Genomic DNA, 26,746 nt, shown 5'->3' on the forward strand with positions numbered 1-26,746 from the left:
CTCCTTGTTCGTGAGCGTTACCATCCTAAATACTCCATAATATTTCTTTACCAAAGATTAACAAATCTCTAACATTTTATGATAGTAGGGTTTCCATGAATTCCATAGAATGAAAATGGACATTGATAAATGGAGGCTTAAACCAATGGATAAAAAAAGGAAAAAGTTCTTTAATAGGATACATCTTTTTAAGGAGCGCAAGAAATTGCCCAAAGATGTAAAGGCCACTGAAACACAAAACAGATTTTTAAAGCCTAATCTTAAGATGACAGCGAAAATTTCTAATTTATTCAGTGGAAGAAATCTGTTGGCGGAGCTTATTAAAAGATTGCCCTACTTCAAAAGAAAAATTACCGGCCGGAAGCATGAAAATATTGTTAAATTATCGAAGAGTAAGGTGATTCATAAACAAATTCACCGGGCTTTTATCGTACTCACCCTCCTGATTCTAACGGTTTCTATCATTACAAGCTTCTCTCTATATTCTTCCAATCAAAATCTAGAGAAGGTGGAAGGTCTTATTAATCAGCAGATGATGCTGGCATCCCAGATACAGGTAGAAACCCTGCAATTTCATGTTATTTTTCAAGGCTATTTGACCCGGAATTATTCCATCGGAGATGTGGAGAGGAAGTTGTCAGAAATTCATGAAAACCTTGAGCTGCTGCATGATGCAATACGGACCAATGACAGCAGTGCTGAGGCAGAAGAAATTATTAAAGAAATAGAAGCTTATGGAGAAATTTATGCAAGACTGGTTGAGTATGCCGGTAAGCTGCCCATCACCTATGGGGATACGGCAAAGGCTACAAATGATACAATTGTATTGTTGTCCCTGGACCGCATCGGAAAAATGAAGGAATCTGCAAACCTATTGAAGCAGCATACCCTAAGCTATACAACGCCCATTATACATAACATCCATAAGCAGAATGATCTCTATGTAGTCCTATCTATACTTATGGCTGTAGTTGCTTTATTGATTACCCTATATTATCTTTTTACCATCACTGCCAATGTTAAATCCTTCAGGGAGCATATTCATCATCTGACGAAGGAACTGGTGGTGGAAGCCGATGAAATGATTCAGATCGCTTCCGATGTCAAAAAGGATGCTATTATTGCAGAAGAACATCTGAGTGAACTATCCAGGGATATTGAGTTTTTAGTGGCAGGTACCGATGAAATTGCCACAGCTGTTGGGGAAGTAAACAGAGGAATCGGGGATGTGGGTCTATTAAATGAAACATTGGCCCGTTCTACTGAAAGTACAATTGTTTTTGTAGAAAAAACCCAATCGGATCTAACCCTATTTAACGAGAAACTGGAGACAAGACTGGAGGATGTACAGAGAATCATAGGATGTCTTCATGGAAGCCTGGAGGAAATCACGGAGGCCTCAGACAACGTGGTGCAGCTCACTGATAAAATTGGCAACATCAATCAAATTTTAACGGATATCACCAATATCTCAAAGCAAACGAATCTATTGGCGTTAAATGCTTCTATCGAAGCAGCCAGAGCCGGAGAATACGGCAGGGGCTTTACAGTAGTGGCTGAAGAAATAAGGAATCTGTCCAATCAATCATCACAATTTGCTTTAGAAATAGAAAAGATCATTAAGGATTTGGTTGGACAAAGCAGCCGGACTGTAAAACAGCTAAATCAGAGTACCCAGATAGCCGTTGCTTCTGTAGGCGAAACAAAGCAAATTACTGCAATCTTCCATGAAGTAAGCGATATTTTCCGAGATATCGTAAAGGACATTGACAATATTAGGGAATTATCCGACTTGGTTTCTGAGAATTCCCTCAAAACTAATCATGAAACAGAGCAAATACGTGCTTACTCCGAGAGCATAACGGAAAGAATTCAGCAGTTTATTTCATCCATACAGCAGTTTACGGGAGTAGTTATAGAGGTAGCCAACAGTACGAAGGACTCTCTGGAAGGGGTGCAGCATCAGTTTAAACTGTTGGAAACCCAGAAGGATAACATCGAAAATATTTATCAAACGGTAAAAGGCTTGTAGAAATACAGCATTCAGGAAATTTTTGGATTTAACACATATTTAACAGTAGCTTTATAGTAGGTTAACAATACAATCGTATACTCGTAAATGTGGGTAATGCAAGTTGGACGAACAAACACAATGAATGGGGGAAATTTTAAAATGAAAAAGATTCTATCTCTTGCTTTGGTACTTATGCTAGCTGTTACAATGCTAGCAGGCTGCGGTTCAAAGCCGGCAGCAGATGAGCAAAAGCCAGCTGAAGAAGCAATGTTAACAGGAAAAGTTGTTATAGCCGGTTCAACATCAGTACAACCATTGTCCGATGAATTGGCAGAAGCATTTAAAGCAAAGTATCCTGAAGTGTCTGTAGAAGTACAAGGCGGCGGTTCCAGCGTAGGTGTAAAGTCAGCTATCGATAAAATTGTAGACATCGGTATGTCTTCAAGAGAATTGAAGGATGACGAAAAAACTGCAGGATTAACAGAATATGTAATTGCAAAAGACGGTATTGCAGTAGTAGTAAACCCAGCGAACAGCGTGGAAGATTTAAACATGGATCAAATAAAAAAGATTTTCACCGGCGAAATTACGAACTGGAAAGAAGTTGGCGGTGCAGATAAGCCAATCGTAGTTGTAACAAGAGAAGAAGGATCCGGTACAAGAGGTGCTTTTATCGAAATTACGAAGGTTGAAGCAAAAGATGCAGATGGCAAGAATAAAGACTTTACAACAGCCAGTGCATTAGTGCAGCCTTCAACAGGTGCAGTGAAGCAGACTGTGGCAAATACACCGGATGCTATCGGTTATGTATCCATGGGAGCCCTTGATGCTACTGTAAAGACAGTGAAAGTAGAAGGTGTAGAAGCTACTGAAGAAAATGCCAAAGCAGGTACCTTCAAAATTGCCAGACCATTTTTATACCTGACAAACGGTGAAGAGTCCGAAGCTGTAAAAGCTTTCATCGAATTCGTCATGAATGAAGGACAAGAAATTGTTAAAGAGCATTATATTTCTGTAAAATAGCACATAACTCCCTTCCAAGGCATAGAGAGACGGTCTGCAGAGATCGTCTCTCTTTCTGCTTATAGATAAATGCCTCTATAAAGTAATATAATCGTAGGGAACGACCCATAGGCGTCAACTTAACTCATAATTTGTCATCCTGAGCGGAGTAAAACGGAGTCGAAGGATCTTTAAGCTAGATGATATATTCTGATAATCAAAAGCAATCTTGCTTATGTTTTATAAGATTCTTCGCTAACGCTCAGAATGACATGCTTCTAAGGTTTATTTGGAAATATCTAGATTAAGTTGACGCCTATGGGGAACAGCCCCTGTGCTGTCCTGAAAAAGCGGGCAGACACGCAGGTCTGCCCCTGCAAAACAACATCTTGTTGTAGATGCGTAAGTCTATAGAAGGCTTTTAACATGATTTTAACATAAAGTTAATTTGCTTGTAAAAATTGAGAAATAAAATGTATATGGGAAGAATGAACTGAGGAAGTTAGGAATTTGGGAGGAGACAAGAAATGAAGACCCATGAAAAAATAGTAGAAGCAATGCTGTTTATCTGTGCGACCACAGCCACACTGTCTGTATTCTTAATTACGTTTTTTATCTTTAAAGAAGGATTGCCGATTTTAAGTGAATATGGATTTCTTAATTTTATCTTTGGAAAGAACTGGAGTCCCACCAACGGAGAATATGGTGCTTTCCCCATGATTGCAGGCTCTGTTTCAGTAACGATCGGAGCGTTGATCATCGGTGTTCCTATGGGATTGGCCTGTGCTGTTTTCCTGGCAGAAATCGCCCCAAAGTCTGTTGTGAGGGTTTTTAAACCTGCGGTGGAGCTATTAGCAGGTATTCCTTCCGTTGTGTATGGATTCTTTGGATTATCTATTTTAGTACCGCTGATCCGGACACAAGTGCTGCCCATTGTTCAAAAATTCAGCCCTGATACCTATACCTCCGGTTACAGTATATTGGGCGGGGCGATTATTCTAGCTATTATGATTCTGCCGACTATTATCAATATATCCGAAAATGCCATACGTGCGGTCCCCTCAGAATATAAGCATGGGTCCTTAGCCTTAGGGGCATCTCACTTTGAAACCATCAGCAAGGTGCTTATTCCTGCAGCCAGATCGGGAATTATTGCATCGGTAGTATTGGGGATGGGAAGAGCAGTAGGAGAAACCATGGCAGTCATTTTGATCACGGGGAATATGCCAAGAGTACCAGGGGGCATTCTAGATTCAGTAGCGACCATGACGGGGACTATTGCCATGGAAATGGGATATGCAACGCCGACCCATCAAAAGGCATTGTTTGCCACCGGAATTATACTTTTTCTTTTTATTATGACCTTGAATATATCAGCTACTGCGATCACAAGGAAACTGGGAGGAGAGTAGGATATGATGAATTTGAATGTAAATACGGAAAGTACTCCAAATATTGCCTCGAAAAAATGGATTGCAGGCAGTACAAAGAAAAAGATCAATATAGGGGAGAAACTGGCCTATATAGGGATTTATCTTGCTGCCATACTAACAATTTGTGCTTTGGTTTCGATTATAGGTTATGTTTTGCTGAACGGGTTAAAATATATCGATCTTGATTTCTTTACACAAGAACCCAGCAGCATGGGAAGACAGGGCGGAATTTATTCTATTATCATTGGAACGATTTATTTAACACTGGTAGCTGTTGCTATTGCCACTCCCATTGGTGTTGCTGCAGCGATTTACCTTACAGAATATGCAAAAGAAACGAAGTTGGTAAAGCTGATTCGATTTGGTACAGAGACATTAGCAGGAATTCCCTCCATTATATTTGGATTGTTTGGATTCGTTTTCTTTGTAATCTTTTGGGGGTTCAGATGGTCGATACTTTCCGGTGGATTAACTCTGGCAATGATGATTTTGCCAACACTGGTTCGTGCAACCGAGGAATCTATAAAGACTGTTCCACAGGCTTATCGTGAAGGCAGCTTTGCCCTGGGAGCAACAAAGCTGCAAACCATTGTAAAGGTGGTTTTGCCCAGCAGTATATCCGGAATTCTGACAGGACTTATCCTGGGAATCGGAAGAGCTATTGGTGAAACTGCCGCTGTCATGCTGACAGCAGGCAGCTCATTAGGCGTTCCCAAAACCCTGATGGACCCGGCAAGAACCATGGCGGTACACACCTATATACTGGCGTCGGAGGGTTTATCCAAGGAAAAGACCTTTGCAACAGCTACGGTTTTAATATTGCTCGTGTTATTTATTAACTTTATGGCGAATATGACTGCCAACCGGTATATGAAAAAAACAAAGGTAGAAGCATAAACTTAGACTTTCCTGTTTAAAATCAAAAAGACTGCGGAATTCCGCAGTCTTTTTGATTATTGATTTGAAAAGTTAAAACGGTTCATCATACCGCCGCCAAAGCCGCCGCGAATACCGGATCTATTTAAGAAGCCTCCCCGGCACTGTCCAAAGCCCATGCCATTGAATGCAAAACCATTTTCCTCATGATATTTTTCCATTGCATCCAAGCGCTCATTAAACTGCTTTGCATCCTCAGCAGTAATGATGCCTTCTTCGACTGCCTGCGTTATCTGATCCTTTTTCCACTGAATCATGTCCTTAAACCATTGTGGGGTTTCTTTTGTTTCAGCTGCAAAGGCTGCAGTAGCAAATAAAGCAACCAATAGAGCAACCACCGTCAAACTAAGTACTAATTTTTTCATTGCGTATTCCTCCTTCAATGATAGGATTTTGTTTACAAAGTCATTATAGAAAAAGAATGTGGAGGAATTATGAAGAAAGAAAATTTATTAGAAATTTTTCTGTTATTTTATTGCTTCATAAAATCTTCATATTGTTTTGATAGAATAAATTACTTTACAAAGTAGGCTTGATCGTGGAAAAATGAATTAAGAGGCTTTAGAGGAGGATCTGATAGATGAAAGAGCAAAAAATCAGGATATTGCTTGTGGAGGATGAAGAAAAGATTTTGCAGGTGCTGGAGGCCTATTTAAATAAAGAAGGATATGAAGTGATTAAGGCAACTGATGGCCTGAAAGCCTTGGAAATTTTTAAGACAGAGGAAATACACCTTTTAATATTAGATCTAATGCTGCCGAAGCTGTCCGGGGAAGAGGTTTGCAGACAAATTAGAGAGTTTTCCGTTGTGCCGATTATCATGGTAACGGCTAAAACTGAAGAAGATGATACGCTGGAGGGTTTGGCAATTGGCGCCGATGATTATGTAACAAAACCCTTTAGTCCCCGGGAGGTGGTTGGACGTGTTAAAGCTCTCCTTCGGAGAAGCTATCGAGATTATCAGCCTGTGGCACAGCTGCTTCAATTCAATAACGGAGAATTGGAAATAGATGCTGATCGGGTAGAAGTCAAAGTAAGAGGGGAAAGTGTGAATTTAACTCCCAATGAATTTAAGCTTCTCATGGTTTTATTATCTCATCCGGGGCAGGTTTTTTCGAGAGAACAGTTGGTAGAAAGGGCTTTTGGCTTTGATTATGACGGTTTTGACAGAACCATTGATACCCATATAAAAAATATACGGCAAAAGATTGAGAGAGATCCTAAAAGCCCTGTCTATATTCAAACAGTATATGGAATGGGATACAAGTTTGGAGGAATACGATGAAAACTTCCATAGGAATAAAATTAGCATCCGGTTTTCTGTTGACCGCTGTTTTATCCATAGTGACTGCTGGACTTATTTCGAATTATATGATTGACAAGCGGTTTAATCAATATTTAAAACGAAGTCACGAAAATAGAATACAGAAGGTTGTAAAAACAGTGGAAGACTTATACAGCAGCAGTGAGGGCTTCGCTAAGCTTGATCCCTTTGAAATGAGGCGATATGCTGTACTGGAGGATCTGTACATCGAGATCCGGGATAGAGAAGGGAAAACAATTTTTTCGTCAGGACAAGGCCATTTGATCCATAAAAAGGGTATGGGAAATATGATGGGGCCTATGATGGGGCGAAGAATGACGGACCGGGTAGGGGAATATATTGAAGAAAAACACTCCCTTAAGCATGAAAGCGTTATAATAGGGACGATCCATATCGGCTATTTTGGAAGCTGGAATCTCACGGAGGGCGACATTGGTTTTAAAAATACACTAAATCAGGCCTTCGCCTTGTCCGTTGCCATCGCTTTGCTGCTCGGGCTTACCATCAGTATTATCCTTTCAAAGCAGATGACCACTCCTTTAGTTAGCATTACGAAGGCGGCCAATGAAATGAAAAATGGAAATCTGAATATCCGTGCAGAGGGTACAGTAAACACTTTAGAGATCGAACAGCTGGCAAGAGCTATTAATTATCTGGCGGAGAGCCTTCAGCAGCAGGATATGATGCGAAAACGTCTTACCACAGACATGGCACACGAAATCAGGACACCCCTGACAACCCTTCAAAGCCATATTGAAGCGATGATGGATGGTATCTGGGAGCCTACCGTAGAAAGGTTTGAAAGCTGCCATGAAGAAGTACTGCGCTTGAAGAAAATGTCAGACAGTCTGCAGGACCTGGCTAAACTGGAACAAGCAGCCTATCCGTTAAACAAAAGCACTTTTGATTTGTCAAAGCTGTTGGATAAAATAATTGCAGCTTTTCAAGCACAAGCCCGGAAGAAAAGTATCCGGCTGCTTTCTAATATTGAGCCAGGGCTTATCGTAGAGATGGATCAGGATAAGGTTAAACAGATTTTGCATAATTTGCTGTCCAATGCCTACAAATATTCAGAGGAAAAGGCTAGTATTGAAATAGGATTAGAGCGGGATTCCCATAATATTGTCCTGACGGTTAGGGATCAGGGTGCAGGAATTGATCCTAAGGACTTGCCCTATATCTTTGAACGTTTTTATCGTGGGGATCTGTCCCGGAATCGAGGGACTGGGGGTGCAGGTATTGGCCTAACGATTGTAAAAGGCTTAGTGGATGCCCATGGAGGCCGTATTACTGTAGAGAGTGAAAGGGGAAAAGGAAGCAGTTTTAAGGTATTTTTCCCTATAGAAATATTGCTTCACCATGAAAAAACATAAAATAAATCCTTAAGCTTTGGGCTTCAGGATTTATTTTTTAGCCAATAACGTAGAATCAGCTTTGTAATATTAGCCCGCCTGTTCACCCAGTGGCTCCTGCAGATCAAAGCTTTCTGAGGAGCTCACCACCTGTATGAAAGCGTCTACGATTAAAGGATCAAACTGTGTGCCGGACATCCTTTGGATCTCTTCCAGTGCAGCGGCAGTAGAAGAAGGGGACTTATAGGGTCTGCGGCTGGTCATTGCATCAAAGGCATCGGCTACAGCGATAACCCGGGCGCCCAGAGGGATAGAATCACCGGAAATTTTTAAAGGATAACCCTTACCATTGAACCATTCATGATGATGACGAATCATTTGCTTAATATCTTTAAATTCTTCTATCATATCCAGAATTTTAAAGCCGATTTCCGGGTGCTGTTGAATATAGGAGAACTCTTCTTCTGTCAGTTTTCCCGGTTTATTTAGAATGGATTCTGGTATCCCGATTTTTCCAATGTCATGAATGAGCGCAGCAGTTTCTATCTCTTTGGCATTCGCTAATCCTAAGCTGTTTGCAATCATGAGGCTGTATTTGGCTACCCTCTCTGAGTGTCCCTTGGTGTAAGGATCTTTTACCTCAATGGTGGTCACCAAAGCTTCAATCGTTTGCAAATAACTATTCTGCAGCTGAGAAATTTTAGACAATATGCTGTGGGAAAGCTGATTAACGCTAAGAGATAGACTCTGTATTTCATCTTCACCGATTACATCCAGCTTTTGTGTATAGTTGCCCTCTGCTATTAATTTTATACCTTCTACAACATTGTTGAAGCGGTTTGAAAAGCCTCTGGAGAAGGAACGAATAGCTATAGTACAGAGGATGACAGAAGCAAAGATCAATAGGGAGATATTCAGGAATAACCTGGACTTTAAATGATTAATCGGAGAAACGTCAAGGGTAACCTTATAAGAAGCTAAATACTGCCCATTTTCATCAAAAAAGTCGTGCATAAAATAAATTGTATTCTCATTTAAAAAATGGTGATGACTATTCTCTAATTGTTCAAAAGTAAGCTGAATCGATGACGAATTGCCAATATATTCAATCAAAGGGGATAAGAAATCTTCATCCAATTTTCTCCCCAGCAGCAGAGATCCTGCAGGAGCTTTTGTTCCAGCATTATTCGTAATAGGGGCGATTGAGAACATATAGATTTCCCCATTTAGGAACCGTAAAAAGGCTGTAGCAGATGAATTGGGTACTGCAACAGAAGCCGAAATTTCATGGAGCTGCTGCGCTGATATTTCATCGCTATACATTTGGGATAAGTGGCTTTTATCCAGATTTAAATATACGGCGTCGATATCGAAAGGGGATTCAAAGAGATACTGGGAGATATTTTCCATCAGCCAGGTTCGATCCTGTCTTTCAATAGCTTCTAGTACATCATCCCAATACGCATATTCAATGGTTTTCTCCTGCAGTTCCATTAATCTTCTATGTAAGTATACTTCTATGGTCTGAGATTTCTCGTTCACTAAGCTGTCGATGCTGTCATGCTGAAAAGTACTAAGGGGCAGCATGATGAGCAGAATACTAAAAATACCGGCAGTAATAATACTAAGAATCGTTCCAAAGAGATATTTGCTGGTTAACTTCATGGGACACCTCAATAATTATAATAAAAGCTATAAAATTATTATAACATATCCTGGAAGCGATGAGTAGAAAAAGTAGAAACATGTCGAAATATTTCTATAAATGAAAAAATAAGGAGATTCATAGGTTAAACTTCAAAGACCGTTGTTTTAAACCGCCATCTGTCGATTAAAAAAAGAAGCCTAAAGGTTTAATGGTCGGAAAAAAAGTGTATGAATAAAGTAAAGGTTAAAGTAGCGGAATCATAAAGAGAGAATGAGAAAATATTAGGGGGGAGAAAAAATGATCGTTAAAAACTATATGCTAAGGAGAGAGGATTTGCTGGTTCTGGACGTATCCCAAAGAATTCAGGATGCTTTAAGTCTCATTGTAGCTGACGGACACCTATCTCTGCCGGTGGTAGAGGGTGATCATTTCAAAGGCTGTTTATCTATCTACTATATTTATAAAAAATACTACGAGAAGGATGGGGAGGAACGGAAAGCATTTTTGGACAGCTTTGTGGGGGACCACTATCGAAAGGATATACCAACCCTAACCGTAAAGAATATTGTGGAGGATGCCTCTATTCTATTTGCCAATGAAAATATTCCTTTTGTACCTGTTGTAAATGATCAGCAGCATCTGCTGGGGATTGTAACTCAGAAATCAATTTTTCAATCCTTTAGCAAATTGATGGGTTACGGCAGAGGTGTTCGTTTAACTATCCACACTCCGGATGTAAAGGGGAGGATTTCCAGATTAGCTAAGGCAATTAAAAAAGGAGACGGAAATATTATCAGTCTGGCTGTCAATGATCCGGAATCTAAGCTAGGAGTCAAAGAAATCATTCTAAGATTAGATGGTGAGAATATGGAAAAGATTAAAAGCAATATCGAAAAGGAAGGCTTTAAGATCATCGAAATAGAGTAGGCACTATGCAGCTAGGACACAAGGCCCATAAATTGGAAGACCATTGAAAATAAGGAAAGGCCGTACTATAATAGGTGTATAGTGTAAATACGGAGGCATTTTCGATGATAAAGGACATAACTTTAGAGGAGCATATTATAAGACGAAAAAGAATACCGATTCTCATAGAGAGCAAAGAGTGGCGAAATCTCTTTGAAGAAAATTCCACGAAACAAATGCGAAAAATTTCTAAGGAATTAGAAGCGATGATCTCAGAAGAAAAATCAGCTGCACAGCTCCTGCGAAACTGCCAGAGGCAGAAAAAGATATTTATGGAAAGAATCCTTAGACTTTCAGATGAAGTAAACTCCGGGGATAATCCGGTGGCCTTGGAGCAGTTGGAGGCTACTAAAAGAGGCATAATTGATATCAATCAGCAAATGGAAGAATTGCAGTTCAAACTGGACACACTTCCTAAGGAGATTGATCGTCTCAACCTGGAACTACTGAAAGAAACAGTGGGCATTGCTTATGAAGATATCCGCATTAGCGGTCAAAAACTGCCTAAATTGACAGAAGAAATCCTTCAACTAAGGCAAAGCCTCACAGAAAAATGGGAGGAAAAAATTCAAACGGAAACCCGTGTTCAAGAGTTGTACTCCTATTTACACAATACCTTAGGTCACGAAGAGACCGATAAACTGGATAAACAATTTCTATAAAGTACGCGTGAGCGTACTTTTGTTGTAAGAGAATGCAATATAGTGATATAGATTTACGCGTCTACAATAAAATGTTGTTTTGTAGGGGCAGACCTGCGTGTCTGCCCGCTTTTTCGGGACGACACATAGGTCGCCCCCTACATTTATCTTTCATTTTACTGGCGTAAATCTATAGAATCTTTTACGAGTAAAAAGGAATTTATAAGAAAAAATAGAAATATAGGATGGGACGTAGGGTATCAATCTGCCCCGAAAAAGTTTGTCCCATAAGGGAGTTATAAAATAAATGATTAAGGGTATAGGTATTGATATCATTGAGGTGGAGAGAATAAAAAGTGCCTTAGGCAGGAATAGCAAATTTCTCCAAAGAATTTTCACAGAAAAGGAAATAAAATACTTTGAAGAAAACAATTTTCAGGCTGTTTCCATAGCCGGAAATTTTGCGGCTAAGGAAGCCGTTGTAAAAGCCCTTGGAACCGGCTTGAGGGGTTTTTCGTGGAATCAGTTGGAAATACAAAGAGATTCTTTAGGAAAGCCAATGGTAATACTGTATGGACAAGCAAAAAGTATTGCCGAGGCATTGAAAATTCATGAAATACTAATTACCATTTCCCACAGCAGAAGTTATGCAGTTGCACAAGCCATAGCGTTAGGGAATCTACAGCATATAAAGGGGAGCGTTGAAAATTATGAAAATTGTAAGTAACACACAGATGAAGCAGCTGGATCGTATGACCATTGAACAATATGGGATTCCGGGCATACTGCTTATGGAAAATGCAGGAATTGCCGTTTTTCACGAGGTATATCATCATCTTCAGATGATGGGAGGCAAGCAGGTAGCTGTTGTCTGTGGACGGGGGAATAATGGCGGAGATGGCTTTGTTGTGGCAAGACAGTTGTTTCAGCATAATATCAAAGTAAAGGTTTTCATTTCAGGCAACCCTGCTGTAATCGGTGGAGATGCAAAAACAAATCTGGAAATATTAAAGCGTCTGGAGGTTCCTATTGAAGTAATATCTCCTGGTGAAAATAAGAATGTTTTTTTAGGTCAACTGAAGCAATATGATTTAATTGTAGATGCAATTTTTGGCATTGGACTGGACCGAAATGTTGATGAATTCATCGGCCGTGTTATAGAAACCATTAATGAAGCTGAAAAGACGGTAGTTTCCATTGATATTCCTTCCGGAGTGAATGCGGCTGATGGCAGTATTTGCGGCACTGCAGTGAAGGCCCACAAAACCATAGTATTTCAATTGCCAAAATTGGGGAACATAAATTATCCAGGAAGTTACTATACCGGAGAAATGATTGTTAAAAATATTGGAATTCCCCAGGAAGCAATCATCTCCCTAAACCCGCGGATACAGATGATTACCACCGATTGGGTCAAATCAATACTGCCGAAGCGGAAGGCGGATACTCATAAAGGCGATTATGGAAGAGTCTATATTGTTGCCGGCTCCACAGGCATGACAGGGGCTGCAATGCTTACCTGCGAGGCAGTATTGAGAAGCGGTGCAGGCTTGGTAAAGGTTGCTATCCCTCAAAGCTTGAACAATATTATGGAAGTCCGGTTGACAGAGGCCATAACGGTACCATTGCCAGAGCTTAAAAAAGGCGTTGTTGGAATTAGTGATATAGAAAAAATCATGAAAACCATGAGTCAAAGCGATGCAGTTGCTGTAGGACCGGGAAGCGGCCAAAGCCGTGAATTGGAAGAAGTTTTGAGAAATATATTTGAAAATTCCACTACCCCTATTGTCTTAGATGCCGACGCTCTGAACTCACTGGCCAACAGAAAAGAACTGCTGAAACTGCTGAAAGGTCCTGCAGTACTAACCCCTCATCCAATGGAGATGGCGCGATTGACCCAAATTGCAGTAGAGGACATTCAAAAAAATCGGGTTGAAATAGCCGGGGAATTTGCACAAAAATGGAACGTAATTGTTGTATTGAAGGGAGCTAGAACTGTTGTTGCAGCACCATCTGGTGAAATCTTTATCAATACTACAGGTAATCCGGGTATGGCAACAGCCGGAAGCGGAGATGTACTAACCGGCATTATTACAGGTTTTATAGCACAAGGAATTGAACCGGTTTCAGCTACTGCAGCTGCTGTATATATACACGGCTTAGCCGGTGATATGGCTGCCGGAGATATTGGAGAATATGGAATGATGGCTGGAGATATTGTGACCCATCTGCCCCATGCACTAAAGAAGATTGTGGGTAAGTAAAGGAGGTGCTTCCATGAAAGCAAAGGATATTATGAACCGCCGGATTATCACCGTGAAGGAAGAAATGACGGTAGACGAAACCGCAAGGATTCTGCTGGAAAACAAAATAAGTGGAGTCCCGGTAGTGGATGACCAAAATCAAGTTATTGGAATTGTTTCAGAAACGGATTTGATTTATCGTGAAAAGCATCTGCATATTCCAAGCTTTATTTCAATTCTGGACGGTGTTATTTTTCTGGAAAGTACTAAGGAATTAGAGCACCAGGTAAGAAAAATGGCAGCTTATAAGGTTAGGGATGTTATGACCAGGAAGGTGCTTACCATCCAAGAGGATACGGAACTGGAAGACATTGTAGATATTATTGTTGAGAAGAGGATTAATCGGCTTCCTGTGGTAGATCAAGAAGGGAAGCTGGTAGGAATTGTTACCCGGTCAGATATTTTGAGACATATAATTTAAAAAACAACGTAAAGATGATATAAGAATCTTTACGTTGGAGGTATTTTTCATGAGAAGCTATAAAGTCATGCTGTTGTTTCTCATATTACTGGCATTGACTATATCAGGCTGTGCCCCGAAAAGCGATGAGCAGATCTATTATGAATCACAGAGGCTTTTGAATAAAATAGAGAGCTATTTTTGTGAAGCGCAAATAACTGTGATTGGCAATAAGGATCCTCAGCACTATAAGATGCGTCAGTGGTTTAGAAAGCCTGATCAATATAGGCTGGAAGTGTTGGAACCTGAAGAACTAAAAGGAAACATCACCTTATCAGACGGTAAGCGGGCTTGGATTTATCATCCAGGAATCGAGGAAACCTGGGTGATGGAGGATTTCAGGAATTCAGAAAAACAAAACATGTTTCTAGGCTACTTTATAAAAAACACTTTGGAAACGGAGCAAGTAACGCTAAATAGAGAGAAAATAAACAACAAGGTATATCTGGTCATTGATACCATGATTCCAGGCAACCATGTTTATTTCCATATGGAAAAGCTATGGTTTGATATAGAAACCATGGAGCCTCATCGGCTACAGGTTCTAGATTCAGAACATCGGGTACGTATTGATGTTCGCTACGAGAATTTTGAGTATAATCCAAAGCTGGAGGACAATCTGTTCAGAATTTCCGGATCAAGCAGTTCATAGGGGACGTATAGAATGTAAATATACAGAACGATCCCTATAAAGGGCAGTATTTGTAGGGAACGGCCTCTGTGCCGTTCCGTATGAGTCAATTCTGCCTCTATCTAGCAGAATATATGGGGATTGTCAACGGAAAATGATGAAATGGGACGAATGAGGAGGAAACAAAAGTGATTGCATTAGAAAAAACAAGACCTGTATGGATCGAAGTAAATTTAGATCATTTGGCTCACAATATGAAAGAAGTAAGAAAAGCTGTAAAGACAGGAGTTTTGGTTACTGCTGTGATTAAGGCCGATGGATATGGGCATGGAGCTGTAGAAATTGCAGATACGCTGCTGAAAAATGGCGCAGACCGTTTAGCTGTAGCTACCCTTTCCGAGGCTATTGAGCTGAGGCGGGTTTATGAAGAGGTTCCTATTTTAGTAATGGGGTATACACCCGAAAGTTGTGCTGAAGAGGTTGTGAAAAATAACATCATCCAGACGGTCTATTCCTTTGAACAGGCGGAGGGCTTTTCTAAAGCAGCTCAATTATTTGAAAAAGAAGCAGTTCTTCATATAAAAGTAGATACAGGAATGAGCAGACTCGGTTTTCAGCCAGATATTACCACTGTAGAAGCCATAAAAAAAATTGCAGAACTGCCGAATATAAAAATAGAAGGCATATTCACCCACTTTGCTGTAGCTGATGAAAAGGATAAAAGCTTTACCAACCAGCAATATTCAAAATTTATGGAGCTAGTTGAAAGATTGAATATGGATGGTGTTAGAATACCTATCCAACACTGTTCTAACAGCGCGGCAATTATTGATTTGCAGCACTATAATCTGGATATGGTGCGGGCAGGAATTATGCTCTATGGACTCTATCCCTCCGATGAGGTTAATAAGGAGGAGGTAAAGCTAAAGCAAGTAATGGCATTAAAGGCTAAGATATCCCATCTGAAGGAGCTCGGACCAGGGATTGGTGTGAGTTATGGTTTAAAGCATGTCACTGCCGGTAAGGCGAAAATTGCAACGCTGCCCATAGGTTACGCCGATGGATTTACGAGAATGTTGTCGGGAAAAGCAGAGGTGCTTGTAAAAGGCAATAGAGTTCCAGTGATTGGAAGAATTTGCATGGATCAATGTATGATTGATGTAACCGGTATTGACGATCTTCATAGAGGAGATGTAGTAACCATAATCGGAAGAGAAGGAGAGCAGGAGATTTCCATAGACGAAGTTGCAGCGAAACTGGGAACCATTAATTATGAGGTAGTTTGCATGATGGGCAAGCGAATCCCCCGTGTGTATATTCGTAAGGGCGAGGTTATTAAAATTAAGGATTATTTGCTGGAGTAAAAAGAAAGTGAAAACTTTCTAAGTAGGGTATAAAAAGGTAGTCATATTGACACACTTATAATGAATAGTATATAATTGGATATATATTTTTGTATATACTATAGTGGATGATTCTGTCTTAATATAAAGTATTTTTATTTTTGGTACTTTTTTGGAGGTGTTTCTGTGGCTGAGTCTAAGCGGATTATTATAAGCTTGCCGGACAGTTTGTTGAGAGAAGTAGATGATATTGTGGAAGTGGAGAAACGAAATCGAAGTGAATGCATCCGTGAGGCTATGCGGCTGTACATTCGGGAAAGAAAAAAGATCCAAATTCGTGAAACCATGAAGAAGGGCTACAGGGAGATGGGCGCGATCAATTTAGCCTTAGCTGAAACAGGAATACATTCGGATTTTCAAACACTCGAAGGCTATGTAGCAAAGCTAGCGGAGTGTGAGTAGCGTGATTGTAAAAAGAGGCGATATTTTTTATGCAGATCTCAGTCCTGTGATTGGTTCAGAACAAGGCGGCGTTAGACCTGTTCTCATTGTTCAGAATGATGTTGGTAATAAATACAGCCCTACGGTGATCGTAGCGGCGATTACTTCTCAGATCAATAAGGCAAAGCTACCTACGCATTTAGAAATAAGTGCCACAGAGTATGGGCTGTCAAAGGACTCGGTTGTGCTGTTGGAGCAAATCAGAACTATTGACAAGAAAAGACTTCGGGAAAAGTTGGGACATTTGGATGAAGAGATGATGCATAAGGTGGATGAGGCCTTGTCTATCAGCTTTGGGTTAGTGGACTTTTAAGACGGTATAAAAACCGTCTTTTATTATTTTTGTTGTATTTTTGGATATATTTGTAATGAAAAAATAATATTGCCTGTGAAATATAGTAAGCCTTTCTAGAGGTTTTATGATAAAATAGACTTAGATTTCGTCATTCTGCACCATGGTTTGATAGAATACTTTATATTTCCCAGGCAATAGACAAAGGAGGAATAAGGATGTGGAAAAATTTAAGAAATAGCAAACTGTACGTAGCTGTATTAGGGGTATTTGTTCTAACTGTTGTTTTTGCTCAAGTGGGTAAGGCCGGTTATTTTGAACCGGGTACCAAGGAAGATCCAATCGTAACCCAGACATATGTGGAAAAGAGAAATGAACAGCTTCGTTATTACATAGATCAAAAAATTGAAGAATTGAACAGTAAACTGAATCAAACACAAGCTAATCAATTCTTTCAGGTAATAGAAGTGCAAAAAGGTCAAAAGGTTATTTGCAGAGCCAGCACAGAATTGATTGTACGTTCAGGACAAGCAAAAGCTATTGCCAGTAGTGCCGGCGGGTTATCCAACCTAATTTCAGGAAAAGATCTAAAATCCGGTGAGATTGTGCCAATGAACCAGTTGATCCTAGTGCCGAGGGATGATGGAAGAGGATTAGATGTTACAGCGGATAAGACCTTTATTCTTATTAAAGGCGGTTACGATATCAAATAATATGATTGTTTGGAGAGAATAGCATGGCCAGTATAAATCAAATGTTGAAAAATGTAGCAAAAGATACAGTTTATTATACGGCTGCAAAGGTTGTAGCAGGCTTGATGGGAATTCTATCTGTCAAGCTTTTTACAAGTCTTTTTGCACCGGATGTATTCGGGGATTATTCCATTGTCAGCACAACAGTGAATATGCTGTTGATGATTGTATTTGGCTGGCTGTTTCACTCAGCAATTCGCTTTTCTCAGGAATATCAAGCGGTGGAGGAAAAAAAGAAATTTTACTCTACCCTGTTTTTGTGTTCGGCAGCAGTTTCCGTCCTGACGGTTTTTATCGGAGGGTTTCTGCTTTTCTTTCTGCAAAACAGCATTGATAAAGGTTTGACAATCTTGATTTTGGGTGGCATACTATTTCTAGGCACCCAGAGCAATGCTTTAATTCTGTTTAATCTGCTTCGGGCTGAACGTATGAGCAGGCTTTATTCTTTGCTGACCATAGGCTACAGTGTCTTAAAACTGGCAGTGATCTATGTGATGGCCAGGGCTTTGGGCTTTGGGGCAGACAGTATTTTCTGGAGTGGAGCCCTATTGGATGTAGCTGTGATTACCGCTATGGCTTATAAACTTCAAATATGGAAATACTTTGACAAAGACAGCTTTGCACCGCAGTTGCTTAGACGGTTTTTCTCCTATGGCTCTCCACTCATAGGAGTATCGATTACCACTTGGATCCTATCAGCCTCGGATAAGTATGTTATAAAAATATATCGTACTTCTGCAGAGGTAGGGATCTACTCCATCAGCTACAGCTTAGTAGCAGCAGGCTTTACACTGGTCAATACCTCTTTAATGCTGGGGTTATACCCTATTATTTTGAAGACATGGAAAGAGCATGGGAAAAAAGGTACTGAGGAACTCATGGGGAAAATACTCCGGTACTATTTGATTATGACGATACCTGCCTTTGTGGGATTAAGTGTCCTTGCGCTGCCGGCCCTTACAGTATTGTCATCACCGGATTATATCAGTGGATATACCGTTATCCCCTGGGTTGCACTAGGGCTTCTCTTCCAAGGATTGACGGAATATGTAACCAAGGTTTGGGAGCTTCAGGAGAATACGAAGACCATCTTTTATTTAATGATTGTAGCAGCAATCGTGAATATACTGCTAAATATTGTGATGGTGCCTTATTATGGGTTTTACGCTGCGGCCATTACCACAGCTGCATCTTACTTGATTTACCTTATATTGGCATTGGGCCTGTCTCATAAAATATTTGCATGGAAGATATCTTTGAAGTCTATGGGCAGGATTGCCATAGCTTCATTTATGATGGCGGGAGTTCTGCAGGTGTTTTTGCAGTGGATACATCGAAGTACCCTGCATCTGATCTTAGGGATCCTATTTGGGGTAGTCGTTTACTTCATTGCCTTGATTCTTGTTGGAGAGTTAAAGGATGAAATCGTCCAGATTCAGGGAGTTTTGAAAAGACGGAGGAATGAATATGAAGATTATTGATGAACGTGGGAGACTATTTTGCCTGATAAATATAGTGGATCTGGCACTGCTGTTGGTTATGGTGCTGTTTGCCGGCGGAGTCTATTATAAGCTGGTAGCCCAAAAATCTATCACTAACAGCGGCCACGCAGAACAGGAGATTCTAGTTACAATAAAATACACACCATTAGATGCAGATGAATTAAGGGGTATAGCTAAGGGAGATCAATTGGTAGCCAATAATGCACTTCAGCCAATTTTCGTAGATAGGGTAGAAATAAGAGCTGAAAAGGCAATGCTGGAAAAGGATGGCGTGCTAACCGTGGCAGAACACCCTTATGAACAGAGCTTATATATTACCATTAAGGGGAAAGCCTCCATTACGGATGCCAATATACACATGGCCAATCAAATTGTTAAGATTGGAAGGGAATTTTTCTTAAAGACCCTTACTACAGAATGGAAGGGAACCGTAACCAGTATTGAAATGAAGTAAAGGAGATCAGGATATGGATGTAATCAGTAGAATCGTACAAGAAAGCTTAATTTTTCGCTGCATCCAATGGCTGCTTTCTGCTTATGAGCACAGCAGCTTTCGTCGTATCATGGATGTACTGGGCATTTCTTTTGAGAACAGCGGCGTCTTTAACCGGTTTTTAGGAAAGGGAAACAGGGAGTCGGTTTACAGGCACTCTTTACTATATAAATTTCTGACATGGGTCATTGAATGTCTGGACAGGTTCTTTCATAGGATTTCTAAGCTGTACAAGCAGGCTGAGCCTTCAAGCTTTCTGCTTGGGGGATTAAAACAACTGTGGATAGAGATGGAGACCCAGCCTATGAAAAGCGGATGGGTTTTGATCCTTGGATTCAGTATTGGGTTTTTACTGCTGCGATTTAGCCTGAAGGCAGCAGTGGTTTTAGCAGCCGCCAATGGAATATTATTTATATTTTCCGGACAAAAGGCAAAATTGAAGGATATTCTATCGGGGAGTATGCTTTATCGGCTCTATCAATACTTTTTAGATGAAGACGGGTGGTTATAGCATGAGGAAAATAGGAACAGCTTTTTTATGGGCAGGAGGCCTGGCTTTAGGGGCTATGGCTGCAACCCTAGGGATAAAATATGCCTTTGCTTTCGCTATTTTATTAGTTGCACCGATTGCTTTGATTATAAAGCCGGAGCGTGGATTAAATCTATTGGCTGCTTATGCAGTGATTGATTTTATATTTCGGACAAGGGGCGGAATGTTGTCGGGTGTCTGGGATGAGTTGTTGTTCATTATGATGATTGCTGTATTCTTCCTTCATTTATTGATCAATAACAAGGGATTTCCCATAAAACTGACACCACTGGACGTGCCGATTTTTGTGTTTTTTGGCATCAGCGTGTTTTTACTGCTGGTAAACTCGCCGGAGCTCCATGTAGCGTTAGAAGGAATACGGGTAATTTTACAGTATATTCTTTGGTACTTTGTGGCTATAAATATCATCAAAGATCGTAATGCAGTGAGGAAATTACTACTGGTTTTAATTGTCATTGCCGTGTTTTTATCCCTACACGGTATTTACCAGTATATTATTGGTGTTGAAATCCCAACGACCTGGTATGATTCTAAGTATGAAACCAGTATGCGTACCAGAGTATTCTCTATTATCGGCAGTCCTAACATTTTAGGCAGTTTGTTGGTCCTGATGCTGCCCATTACTCTTTCTTTCGTATTAAACGAGAGAGGCTGGCTTAGAAAACTGGTTTACTTAGGTGGGATGGGTGCTATGGCGTTATGTCTTGTATTTACATTTTCAAGGGGTGCCTGGCTGGCCTTTGCCTTATCTGCGGTGATCTATACGATGCTGAAGGATAAACGGCTGATTGTGCCGATGGTATTGGGAGTGGTGGTACTGTTGATTGCAGTGCCTCAAATTGGCGATCGGATCGCTTATATGCTTAGTCCGGAATATATGGTAAGCAGTGCCCGCGGCGGAAGAATTGCACGATGGACTGCAGCTTTAGAGGCGGTGAAAACCAGTCCTATCTTTGGTGTGGGGTTAGGCCGTTATGGTGGTGCTGTTGCCATGCGGTATATACCAGGGTCCTTTTATGCAGATAACTTTTATTTGAAAACAGCAGCTGAGATGGGGATCATCGGTTTATCCGGTTTTATTTATCTGCTGTATCGGGGCTGTATTGAATCCTTAAGAACCATACGGGAACTTAAGGATCCGAAACTATATAATATGGCTGTGGGGATATTCACCGGCTTGTTGGGTATATTGGCCCAAAATGCCGTAGAAAATGTATTTGAAGTGCCAATGATGGCAACCTATTTCTGGCTTTTGGTAGCGGGGATTCTTTCCTTGCGATATGTTGAGGCAGGGTCACAGTGTGAGGTGAAATAATATGGAGTACAGGAATATACCCCGTAAGGTTATTTGTATTTCATCGATTGATTGGTTTCCAATACCTACAAGGAAACAACAGGTAATGTCCAGACTGCCGAAGGACTATGACGTTTTATATATCGAACCGCCCATTACATTAATTTCACCCTTAAAGGATCGGGGCATGACCTTTAAGCTGACAGAGTTTTTAAAGGGAACCAAAAAGGTAAAGGAAAATATCACCGTATATTGTCCGCCGCCTATACTTCCCTTTGGGAATATGTATCCCTGGATCAATCGGTTGAATCAATGGTGGCAGTCCTTATTTATCAAAAGGGTTATGAAAGAAAACAATATGAACAATCCTCTGATCTGGACCTATATGCCAAACAGCCTAGAATTAGTAAAAAGACTGGAGTATCAGGCTTTGATTTATGATTGTGTGGATGAGCATTCAGAGTATAAGGGCTTTATCCGTAAGGAAGCACTGCTGGAAATGGAGAAGGCCTTGGCAGAAAGCTGTGATTTGGTTTTCGTCACAGCCGAAGGTTTATATGAATCGAAGCGGGGCTATAATCCTCATACCTACTGTATTCCTAACGGCGTCAATTTTGAACTGTTTAATGCAGTGGATCAGGAGCATACAGCGATAGCTGAAGAGATAGAGCATTTGCAAAAACCTATTATCGGATTTGTAGGTGTGATACAAGAATGGATTGATTTAAAACTAATTCATCGTATCGCTAAGGAAAACCCTGACGGAACTGTGCTGATGGTAGGACCTGTCGGTGCGGGTATTGATGTAGAACCATTAAAATCCTTGCCCAATGTATGCTTTGTAGGCGGGAAAAAGCCGGAGGAACTCCCTCATTATATCAAGGCTTTTGATGTTTGCATCAATCCTTTCCGCAAATCGAATTTAACTAAAAATGTTAGCCCGTTAAAATTTTATGAATACCTGGCTACGGGGAAACCTATTGTGACAGTGGATATGCCAGCGGTTCAGTCTTTTGGAGATTGTGTGATGATCTCAAAGGATGAGGATGAATTTTTGGAAAATATAGGTCAGGCATTAAGGCAGGATAATGATGGTTTAAAGCAAAAACGAATCGAGAAGGGCAGAGAATCTTCTTGGGACAAAAAAGTAGTAGAGATACTTCAAATCATTGATGAAAGGTTGGGAGGAAAAAAACATGGAAAATAGAAATCAGGTAGCCGTATTCGGCCTTGGGTTTGTAGGACTGCCTTTAGCACTAAGCTTTGCCATGAGAGGTGCAAAAGTTGTAGGCGTAGATATTGATACACACTTGATTGAGGAGTTAAATCAGGGTGTTACCCATCACTTAGAAGCATACCAAGGTGAAACCATTCAGGAAATTTTAAAAACTCAGATGGCTGCAGGCCGATTTGAAGCAACCGCAAATCCTGCGATTGCTATGGATAAGTGCAATAGCTTTATTGTTACTGTGGGGATTCCCGTAGTGGATGGAAATGGCTATATGGGACATCTGGAAAGTGTAAGCAAGACCATTGCAAAGGGGCTAAAAAAAGGTGACCTGGTAGTTTTCCGTGGTACTGTGGTACCTGGTACAGTGCGCAGCTTTATTCAACCGATTTTGGAAGAAAGCGGTCTGAAGGCGGGAGAAGACTTCTATCTGGGCTATGCCTCCGAGCGAATTGCAGAAGGAAAAGCCTTTGATGAGTTTGAGAACATGCCAACATTAGTTAGTGGTATTAATGAGGCTAGCATCAAAGCTACTGAAAAATTGTTGAAGATCGTTACAAAGGCAGAGATTGTCATTGCCTCATGCATTGAAGTGGTAGAAACCTCTAAGGTATTGGAAAATCTATCAAGAGATATCAACATTGCTATGGTAAATGAGTTTGCAAGGTTTACAAAGGAGATGGGTATAGACATCTTTGAGGTTATCAAGGTGGCCAATACCCACAAGCGTGTAAATCTGCTGTATCCAGGACCGGGAGTGGGAGGATACTGTATCCCCAATGCCTTCTACTATCTAAAGCCAAAGGCAGATGAACTGGGTGTATCTTTGGAACTGTCAGCCACAGCCAGAGAGATTAATAGAAGTACACCAAGCCGAGTGGCTGCAATGGCTATTAGAAAATTAGAGGTTGCACCGAAAAATGCGAAGATTTGTATTTTAGGTATGGCCATGAAGGATTACTCTTCAGATGATCGTATGAGTCCCGCTCTTGATGTGATTCATGCGCTGCAGGAGCATGGGGTTGAGGTCTCTGTATTTGATCCTGCTGTGCCAACAAAGCATGATTATCTGGCAGATAAGCTGGAAGATGCTTTGCACAATGCCCATGGCATTATTGTTTTAGCAAAGCAGGAGGGAATTGACTTTGAAAAGCTGGAATACTTCAGGAGCTTTATGACTGGAGACAGGCCCTTTATTATAGATACAAGAAATGTTTATCAAAAAGATACGGTAGAGGCAAAAGGATTTGTATTTGAGGGCCTTTAGAATATATTAAATATCAATAAAGCGGGGTGTAAAAATGGGTTTAATAGATCAAAAAGGTCGTTTGTTTGGGATCATTAACCTTATAGATTTAGTTGTATTGCTGATGGTTGTGGTACTGGCCTTCGGAACCTACTCTAAAATGGCAGCGAGAGCACAGCAGAATCAACAGGTAGTGCTGCAGGAAATTGAAATGGATATGTTTATAAAAGATGTAATGCCCTTTGCATTGGAGAGTTTTGCAGTAGGGGATATTGTTAAAGATGCCAACTCAAAGACTGTATTAGGGACCATCTCAGCCATTCGATCAGAGCCCTATCGCGAACCGGTAGTAGATCCGCAAGGAAACTATGTAATGAAGGAAGTTCCGAATAAATTAAACATTATTCTTACAGTAACCGGGAAGGCACAGGTAAACAACAACAGTATTAGGATTCAAAAAGACGATGTGCTGGTGGGGAATATATTGATTATCAATACCCATAAGAGTAAAGCACAAGCTGTAATCATCGGCGTAAAAACGGAGTAAAACCCAGGCAGTGCTTTTGCGCTGCCTTTCTTTGCGTGATAGGGATAGGAAAGGAGGGGTTTTTCCCTTGAAAGGAAATCAAAGGCTAAAAGTACTGCATTTAATCAGTGGAGGAGATATTGGAGGAGCGAAGATTCAGGTGTTGACGCTTGTGAAGAATCTCCAGAAGCAAGATGTAGATGTGAAGCTGTTGTGTTTTATAAGAGGCGTCTTTTATGAAGAAGCAGCAGCTATGGGACTGAATATTGAATTAATTAAGCAGCCATCCCGGTTGGACATGTCGGTGGTGGACAAAATTAAAGCCATTGTAGATCAGGAGGGCTTTGACTTAATACATTCCCATGGTGCCCGGGCGAATCTCATCAGTATGCTGCTAAAACGAAAAGTTAAAATTCCTGTGATTACGACTATACATAGCGACTATCGTTTGGATTTTGAAGATACCTTCTATAAAAGATGGATCTTTACACCTTTAAATGCTTTAGCATTACGGTTTATGGATTATTATATTGCTGTTTCCATGGAACTGCGGGAGAAGCTGCTGGAACGTGGATTTCCAAAGAATAAGATTTCCTATGTTTTTAATGGACTAGATTTTGAAAGTGAAGTCAGCTATATTTCAAGAGAAGCGTATTTTGAAAGGATGAATATACCCTATGACCCTGCCTGTATCTATGTGGGGATTCTGGGCAGACTTCATCCTGTAAAAGGCCATAAGGTTTTTTTGGAAGGTGCTGCGGAAGCTTTGAAAAAAGTTGAACATCTACGGTTTATTATTGGCGGGGATGGCATAGAGATGGAGAATTTGCAAAAGCTGTGCAGCAAGCTGCAAATTGAACATGCGGTACATTTTATCGGATTTGTACAAAACCCCTATGATTTTTTCAATGGAATAGACATTAATGCACTTACTTCCTACAGTGAAGGCTTCCCCTATGCTTTGCTGGAGGGGGCGAAGATGAAGAAGCCTACCATCAGTTCTGATGTAGGTGGTGTTGGTAAATTGATACTTCCGAACCAGACAGGATTACTTTTTGCTTCTGGAGATCATAAAGCTTTTGGGGATCATCTAATTACCCTGGCCACATCTGAAGAAAAACGAGAGCAGCTTGGGCAGCAGCTCTATGAATACGGCAGAGAACATTTTTCAGCAGTAGAGATGGCCATGCAGTATCATGCCATATATTTGCAGGTGAAAGATATATGAAGAAGGTATTCATATTTGGATACTACGGTTTTCAAAACATTGGCGATGAAGCCATTCTTTCAGCCATAGTCTCTACCCTAAGAAAGGAAAAAGAGGATATATACATCTCTGCCTTATCCTATAATGCCCAATATACTGAAAAGCTCCATGATATTCATGCAGTGAGCAGGAATAGCCTTCGCGGGATTATCCAGGCTATTAGAGAATCAGATTTGGTGATCAGCGGCGGTGGGTCCCTGCTTCAGGATGTAACAAGCAGCAGATCCCTGATCTACTATTTAAGTATCATTTATCTGGCAAAAAAGATGGGAAAGAAAGTAATGTTTTACGGTAATGGCTTTGGCCCCATCACAAAACACTGGAATCGGTATTTGCTTCAGCGCATCCTCCGCCAGGTAGATCGTATTACCCTAAGGGATTATGATTCAATGGAAACCTTCGAGGCCATTGTATTAAATAAAAGCGTGGAAGTCACAGCAGATGCAACCTTTGTGTTAGAGCCGGAAGAACATGATCAGGTGCAGCATATTCTAAAAGCGGAAAATATCCCGATGGACAAACCCCTCGTCGGAATATCCGTAAGACCCTGGAAGCATGCAGACAGTATTGTAAAGGTGCTGGCATCGGTCAGTGATTATATCATTGATAGAAATATGAATGTAGTATTTCTGCCAATGCAGTTTACAAAGGACATTGCAATGTCACAACAGATATGCGATAGAATGAAAAACAAGGCCTACGTACTCCAGCAGGAGGTAAACCCCAAGGAAATGATAGGTGTCATTGGTAAAATGGACTTCCTGATTGGTATGCGCCTTCACGCCTTGATTTTTGCCGCTCGAATGGGAGTTCCCATGATTGGCATCGAGTATGATCCCAAGATTAAAGGGTTTTTGGATGTGGTGCGGCAGACTAATATTGGAAAAGTGGAAGAATTGGACACCATCAAACTCTGCAGCGAATTTGACCGTTTATGGAATGAGCGGCAAAAGGATCAGCAAATGCTGCAGAAAACCGCAGAATATTTAAAAAAGAAAGCAGCGATCAACGGTGAAATTGCTGTAAGACTGTTAGAGTAAGC

The 26,746-nt window shown here is 40.7% G+C and carries 27 protein-coding genes; 25 read left to right on the top strand and 2 right to left on the bottom strand.

Annotated elements, in window-relative coordinates; translation table 11 throughout:
• Positions 1-145 precede the first annotated feature (145 nt).
• From BUB56_RS01890 to pstA, 4 genes are all read left to right on the top strand, one after another.
• A complete protein-coding gene (locus BUB56_RS01890) occupies positions 146-2,032 on the top strand; it encodes a methyl-accepting chemotaxis protein (protein ID WP_190014064.1) in 1,887 nt (628 codons plus the stop codon).
• Between the two features lie 141 nt (positions 2,033-2,173).
• Complete coding sequence (locus tag BUB56_RS01895; protein ID WP_207650380.1) at positions 2,174-3,037, top strand: phosphate ABC transporter substrate-binding protein; 864 nt, start codon at positions 2,174-2,176, stop codon at positions 3,035-3,037.
• 506 nt (positions 3,038-3,543) lie between these two features.
• Positions 3,544-4,428 carry a phosphate ABC transporter permease subunit PstC gene (gene pstC / locus BUB56_RS01900; protein WP_110939690.1) on the top strand — a complete coding sequence of 295 codons (885 nt, stop codon included), beginning with the start codon at positions 3,544-3,546 and terminating at the stop codon, positions 4,426-4,428.
• 3 nt (positions 4,429-4,431) lie between these two features.
• Positions 4,432-5,346, top strand: coding sequence for a phosphate ABC transporter permease PstA (gene pstA, locus BUB56_RS01905; RefSeq protein WP_242946192.1), 915 nt, complete (start codon positions 4,432-4,434; stop codon positions 5,344-5,346).
• Positions 5,347-5,402: 56 nt separating this feature from the next.
• Here the strand turns inward: pstA and BUB56_RS01910 are convergent, their stop codons facing one another.
• Entirely contained in the window at positions 5,403-5,750 is a 348-nt protein-coding gene (locus tag BUB56_RS01910) for a DUF2680 domain-containing protein (RefSeq protein WP_110939691.1), read from the bottom strand.
• Positions 5,751-5,965: 215 nt separating this feature from the next.
• On the opposite strand from BUB56_RS01910, the gene BUB56_RS01915 reads away from it, so the two are divergent.
• Together BUB56_RS01915 and BUB56_RS01920 are read left to right on the top strand one after the other, a co-directional pair.
• The gene (locus tag BUB56_RS01915) at positions 5,966-6,670 is read left to right on the top strand and encodes a response regulator transcription factor (protein ID WP_110939692.1); all 705 of its coding nucleotides are present in this window, start codon (positions 5,966-5,968) and stop codon (positions 6,668-6,670) included.
• Positions 6,667-8,082 (top strand): sensor histidine kinase, encoded by a 1,416-nt coding sequence (locus BUB56_RS01920; RefSeq protein WP_110939693.1) that lies wholly within the window; start codon positions 6,667-6,669, stop codon positions 8,080-8,082. Before BUB56_RS01915 ends, BUB56_RS01920 begins: the two co-directional genes overlap by 4 nt.
• Positions 8,083-8,151: 69 nt before the next feature.
• Here the strand turns inward: BUB56_RS01920 and BUB56_RS01925 are convergent, their stop codons facing one another.
• Positions 8,152-9,726 (bottom strand): HD domain-containing phosphohydrolase, encoded by a 1,575-nt coding sequence (locus BUB56_RS01925; RefSeq protein ID WP_110939694.1) that lies wholly within the window; start codon positions 9,724-9,726, stop codon positions 8,152-8,154.
• A gap of 280 nt (positions 9,727-10,006) precedes the next feature.
• Here BUB56_RS01925 and BUB56_RS01930 point away from each other — a divergent pair, with 280 nt between their 5' ends.
• From BUB56_RS01930 to csaB, 19 genes are all read left to right on the top strand, one after another.
• A complete protein-coding gene (locus BUB56_RS01930) occupies positions 10,007-10,636 on the top strand; it encodes a CBS domain-containing protein (RefSeq protein ID WP_110939695.1) in 630 nt (209 codons plus the stop codon).
• 104 nt (positions 10,637-10,740) lie between these two features.
• Positions 10,741-11,337 carry a hypothetical protein gene (locus BUB56_RS01935; protein ID WP_110939696.1) on the top strand — a complete coding sequence of 199 codons (597 nt, stop codon included), beginning with the start codon at positions 10,741-10,743 and terminating at the stop codon, positions 11,335-11,337.
• A gap of 286 nt (positions 11,338-11,623) precedes the next feature.
• Positions 11,624-12,043 carry a holo-ACP synthase gene (acpS, locus tag BUB56_RS01940; protein WP_110939697.1) on the top strand — a complete coding sequence of 140 codons (420 nt, stop codon included), beginning with the start codon at positions 11,624-11,626 and terminating at the stop codon, positions 12,041-12,043.
• Positions 12,027-13,580 (top strand): NAD(P)H-hydrate dehydratase, encoded by a 1,554-nt coding sequence (locus BUB56_RS01945; protein WP_110939698.1) that lies wholly within the window; start codon positions 12,027-12,029, stop codon positions 13,578-13,580. The genes acpS and BUB56_RS01945 overlap by 17 nt, the downstream gene beginning before the upstream one ends.
• A gap of 13 nt (positions 13,581-13,593) precedes the next feature.
• A complete protein-coding gene (locus tag BUB56_RS01950; RefSeq protein ID WP_110939699.1) occupies positions 13,594-14,040 on the top strand; it encodes a CBS domain-containing protein in 447 nt (148 codons plus the stop codon).
• Between the two features lie 49 nt (positions 14,041-14,089).
• Complete coding sequence (locus BUB56_RS01955) at positions 14,090-14,731, top strand: LolA family protein (RefSeq protein WP_110939700.1); 642 nt, start codon at positions 14,090-14,092, stop codon at positions 14,729-14,731.
• Between the two features lie 167 nt (positions 14,732-14,898).
• Entirely contained in the window at positions 14,899-16,074 is a 1,176-nt protein-coding gene (gene alr, locus BUB56_RS01960; RefSeq protein ID WP_110939701.1) for an alanine racemase, read from the top strand.
• A 165-nt stretch (positions 16,075-16,239) separates the two neighbouring features.
• Positions 16,240-16,515 carry a CopG family ribbon-helix-helix protein gene (locus tag BUB56_RS01965; protein WP_110939702.1) on the top strand — a complete coding sequence of 92 codons (276 nt, stop codon included), beginning with the start codon at positions 16,240-16,242 and terminating at the stop codon, positions 16,513-16,515.
• Position 16,516: 1 nt separating this feature from the next.
• Positions 16,517-16,867: a type II toxin-antitoxin system PemK/MazF family toxin gene (locus tag BUB56_RS01970; protein WP_069979814.1), complete on the top strand. Its 351-nt coding sequence runs from the start codon at positions 16,517-16,519 to the stop codon at positions 16,865-16,867.
• Positions 16,868-17,064: 197 nt separating this feature from the next.
• Positions 17,065-17,559: a hypothetical protein gene (locus BUB56_RS01975; RefSeq protein WP_110939703.1), complete on the top strand. Its 495-nt coding sequence runs from the start codon at positions 17,065-17,067 to the stop codon at positions 17,557-17,559.
• Positions 17,560-17,582: 23 nt separating this feature from the next.
• A complete protein-coding gene (locus BUB56_RS01980) occupies positions 17,583-19,079 on the top strand; it encodes a lipopolysaccharide biosynthesis protein (RefSeq protein WP_110939704.1) in 1,497 nt (498 codons plus the stop codon).
• On the top strand, positions 19,066-19,554 hold the full coding sequence (locus tag BUB56_RS01985; RefSeq protein WP_190014068.1) for a DUF4330 domain-containing protein: 489 nt from the start codon (positions 19,066-19,068) through the stop codon (positions 19,552-19,554). The genes BUB56_RS01980 and BUB56_RS01985 overlap by 14 nt, the downstream gene beginning before the upstream one ends.
• Positions 19,555-19,567: 13 nt before the next feature.
• Positions 19,568-20,104, top strand: a complete 537-nt coding sequence (locus tag BUB56_RS01990) for a hypothetical protein (protein WP_110939706.1) — start codon at positions 19,568-19,570, stop codon at positions 20,102-20,104.
• 1 nt (position 20,105) lies between these two features.
• Positions 20,106-21,458 (top strand): O-antigen ligase family protein, encoded by a 1,353-nt coding sequence (locus tag BUB56_RS01995; RefSeq protein WP_190014070.1) that lies wholly within the window; start codon positions 20,106-20,108, stop codon positions 21,456-21,458.
• A 1-nt stretch (position 21,459) separates the two neighbouring features.
• On the top strand, positions 21,460-22,644 hold the full coding sequence (locus tag BUB56_RS02000) for a glycosyltransferase (protein ID WP_110939708.1): 1,185 nt from the start codon (positions 21,460-21,462) through the stop codon (positions 22,642-22,644).
• A complete protein-coding gene (locus BUB56_RS02005) occupies positions 22,634-23,932 on the top strand; it encodes a nucleotide sugar dehydrogenase (protein WP_110939709.1) in 1,299 nt (432 codons plus the stop codon). Before BUB56_RS02000 ends, BUB56_RS02005 begins: the two co-directional genes overlap by 11 nt.
• A 34-nt stretch (positions 23,933-23,966) precedes the next feature.
• On the top strand, positions 23,967-24,458 hold the full coding sequence (locus tag BUB56_RS02010; protein ID WP_110939710.1) for a DUF4330 domain-containing protein: 492 nt from the start codon (positions 23,967-23,969) through the stop codon (positions 24,456-24,458).
• Positions 24,459-24,525: 67 nt separating this feature from the next.
• Positions 24,526-25,665 (top strand): glycosyltransferase family 4 protein, encoded by a 1,140-nt coding sequence (locus BUB56_RS02015; protein WP_190014072.1) that lies wholly within the window; start codon positions 24,526-24,528, stop codon positions 25,663-25,665.
• A complete protein-coding gene (csaB, locus tag BUB56_RS02020) occupies positions 25,662-26,744 on the top strand; it encodes a polysaccharide pyruvyl transferase CsaB (protein WP_110939712.1) in 1,083 nt (360 codons plus the stop codon). The genes BUB56_RS02015 and csaB overlap by 4 nt, the downstream gene beginning before the upstream one ends.
• The last annotated feature ends 2 nt before the right edge of the window (positions 26,745-26,746 follow it).

Origin of the sequence: Geosporobacter subterraneus DSM 17957 (assembly GCF_900142145.1) — a bacterium.
Lineage (GTDB): Bacteria > Bacillota > Clostridia > Peptostreptococcales > Thermotaleaceae > Geosporobacter > Geosporobacter subterraneus.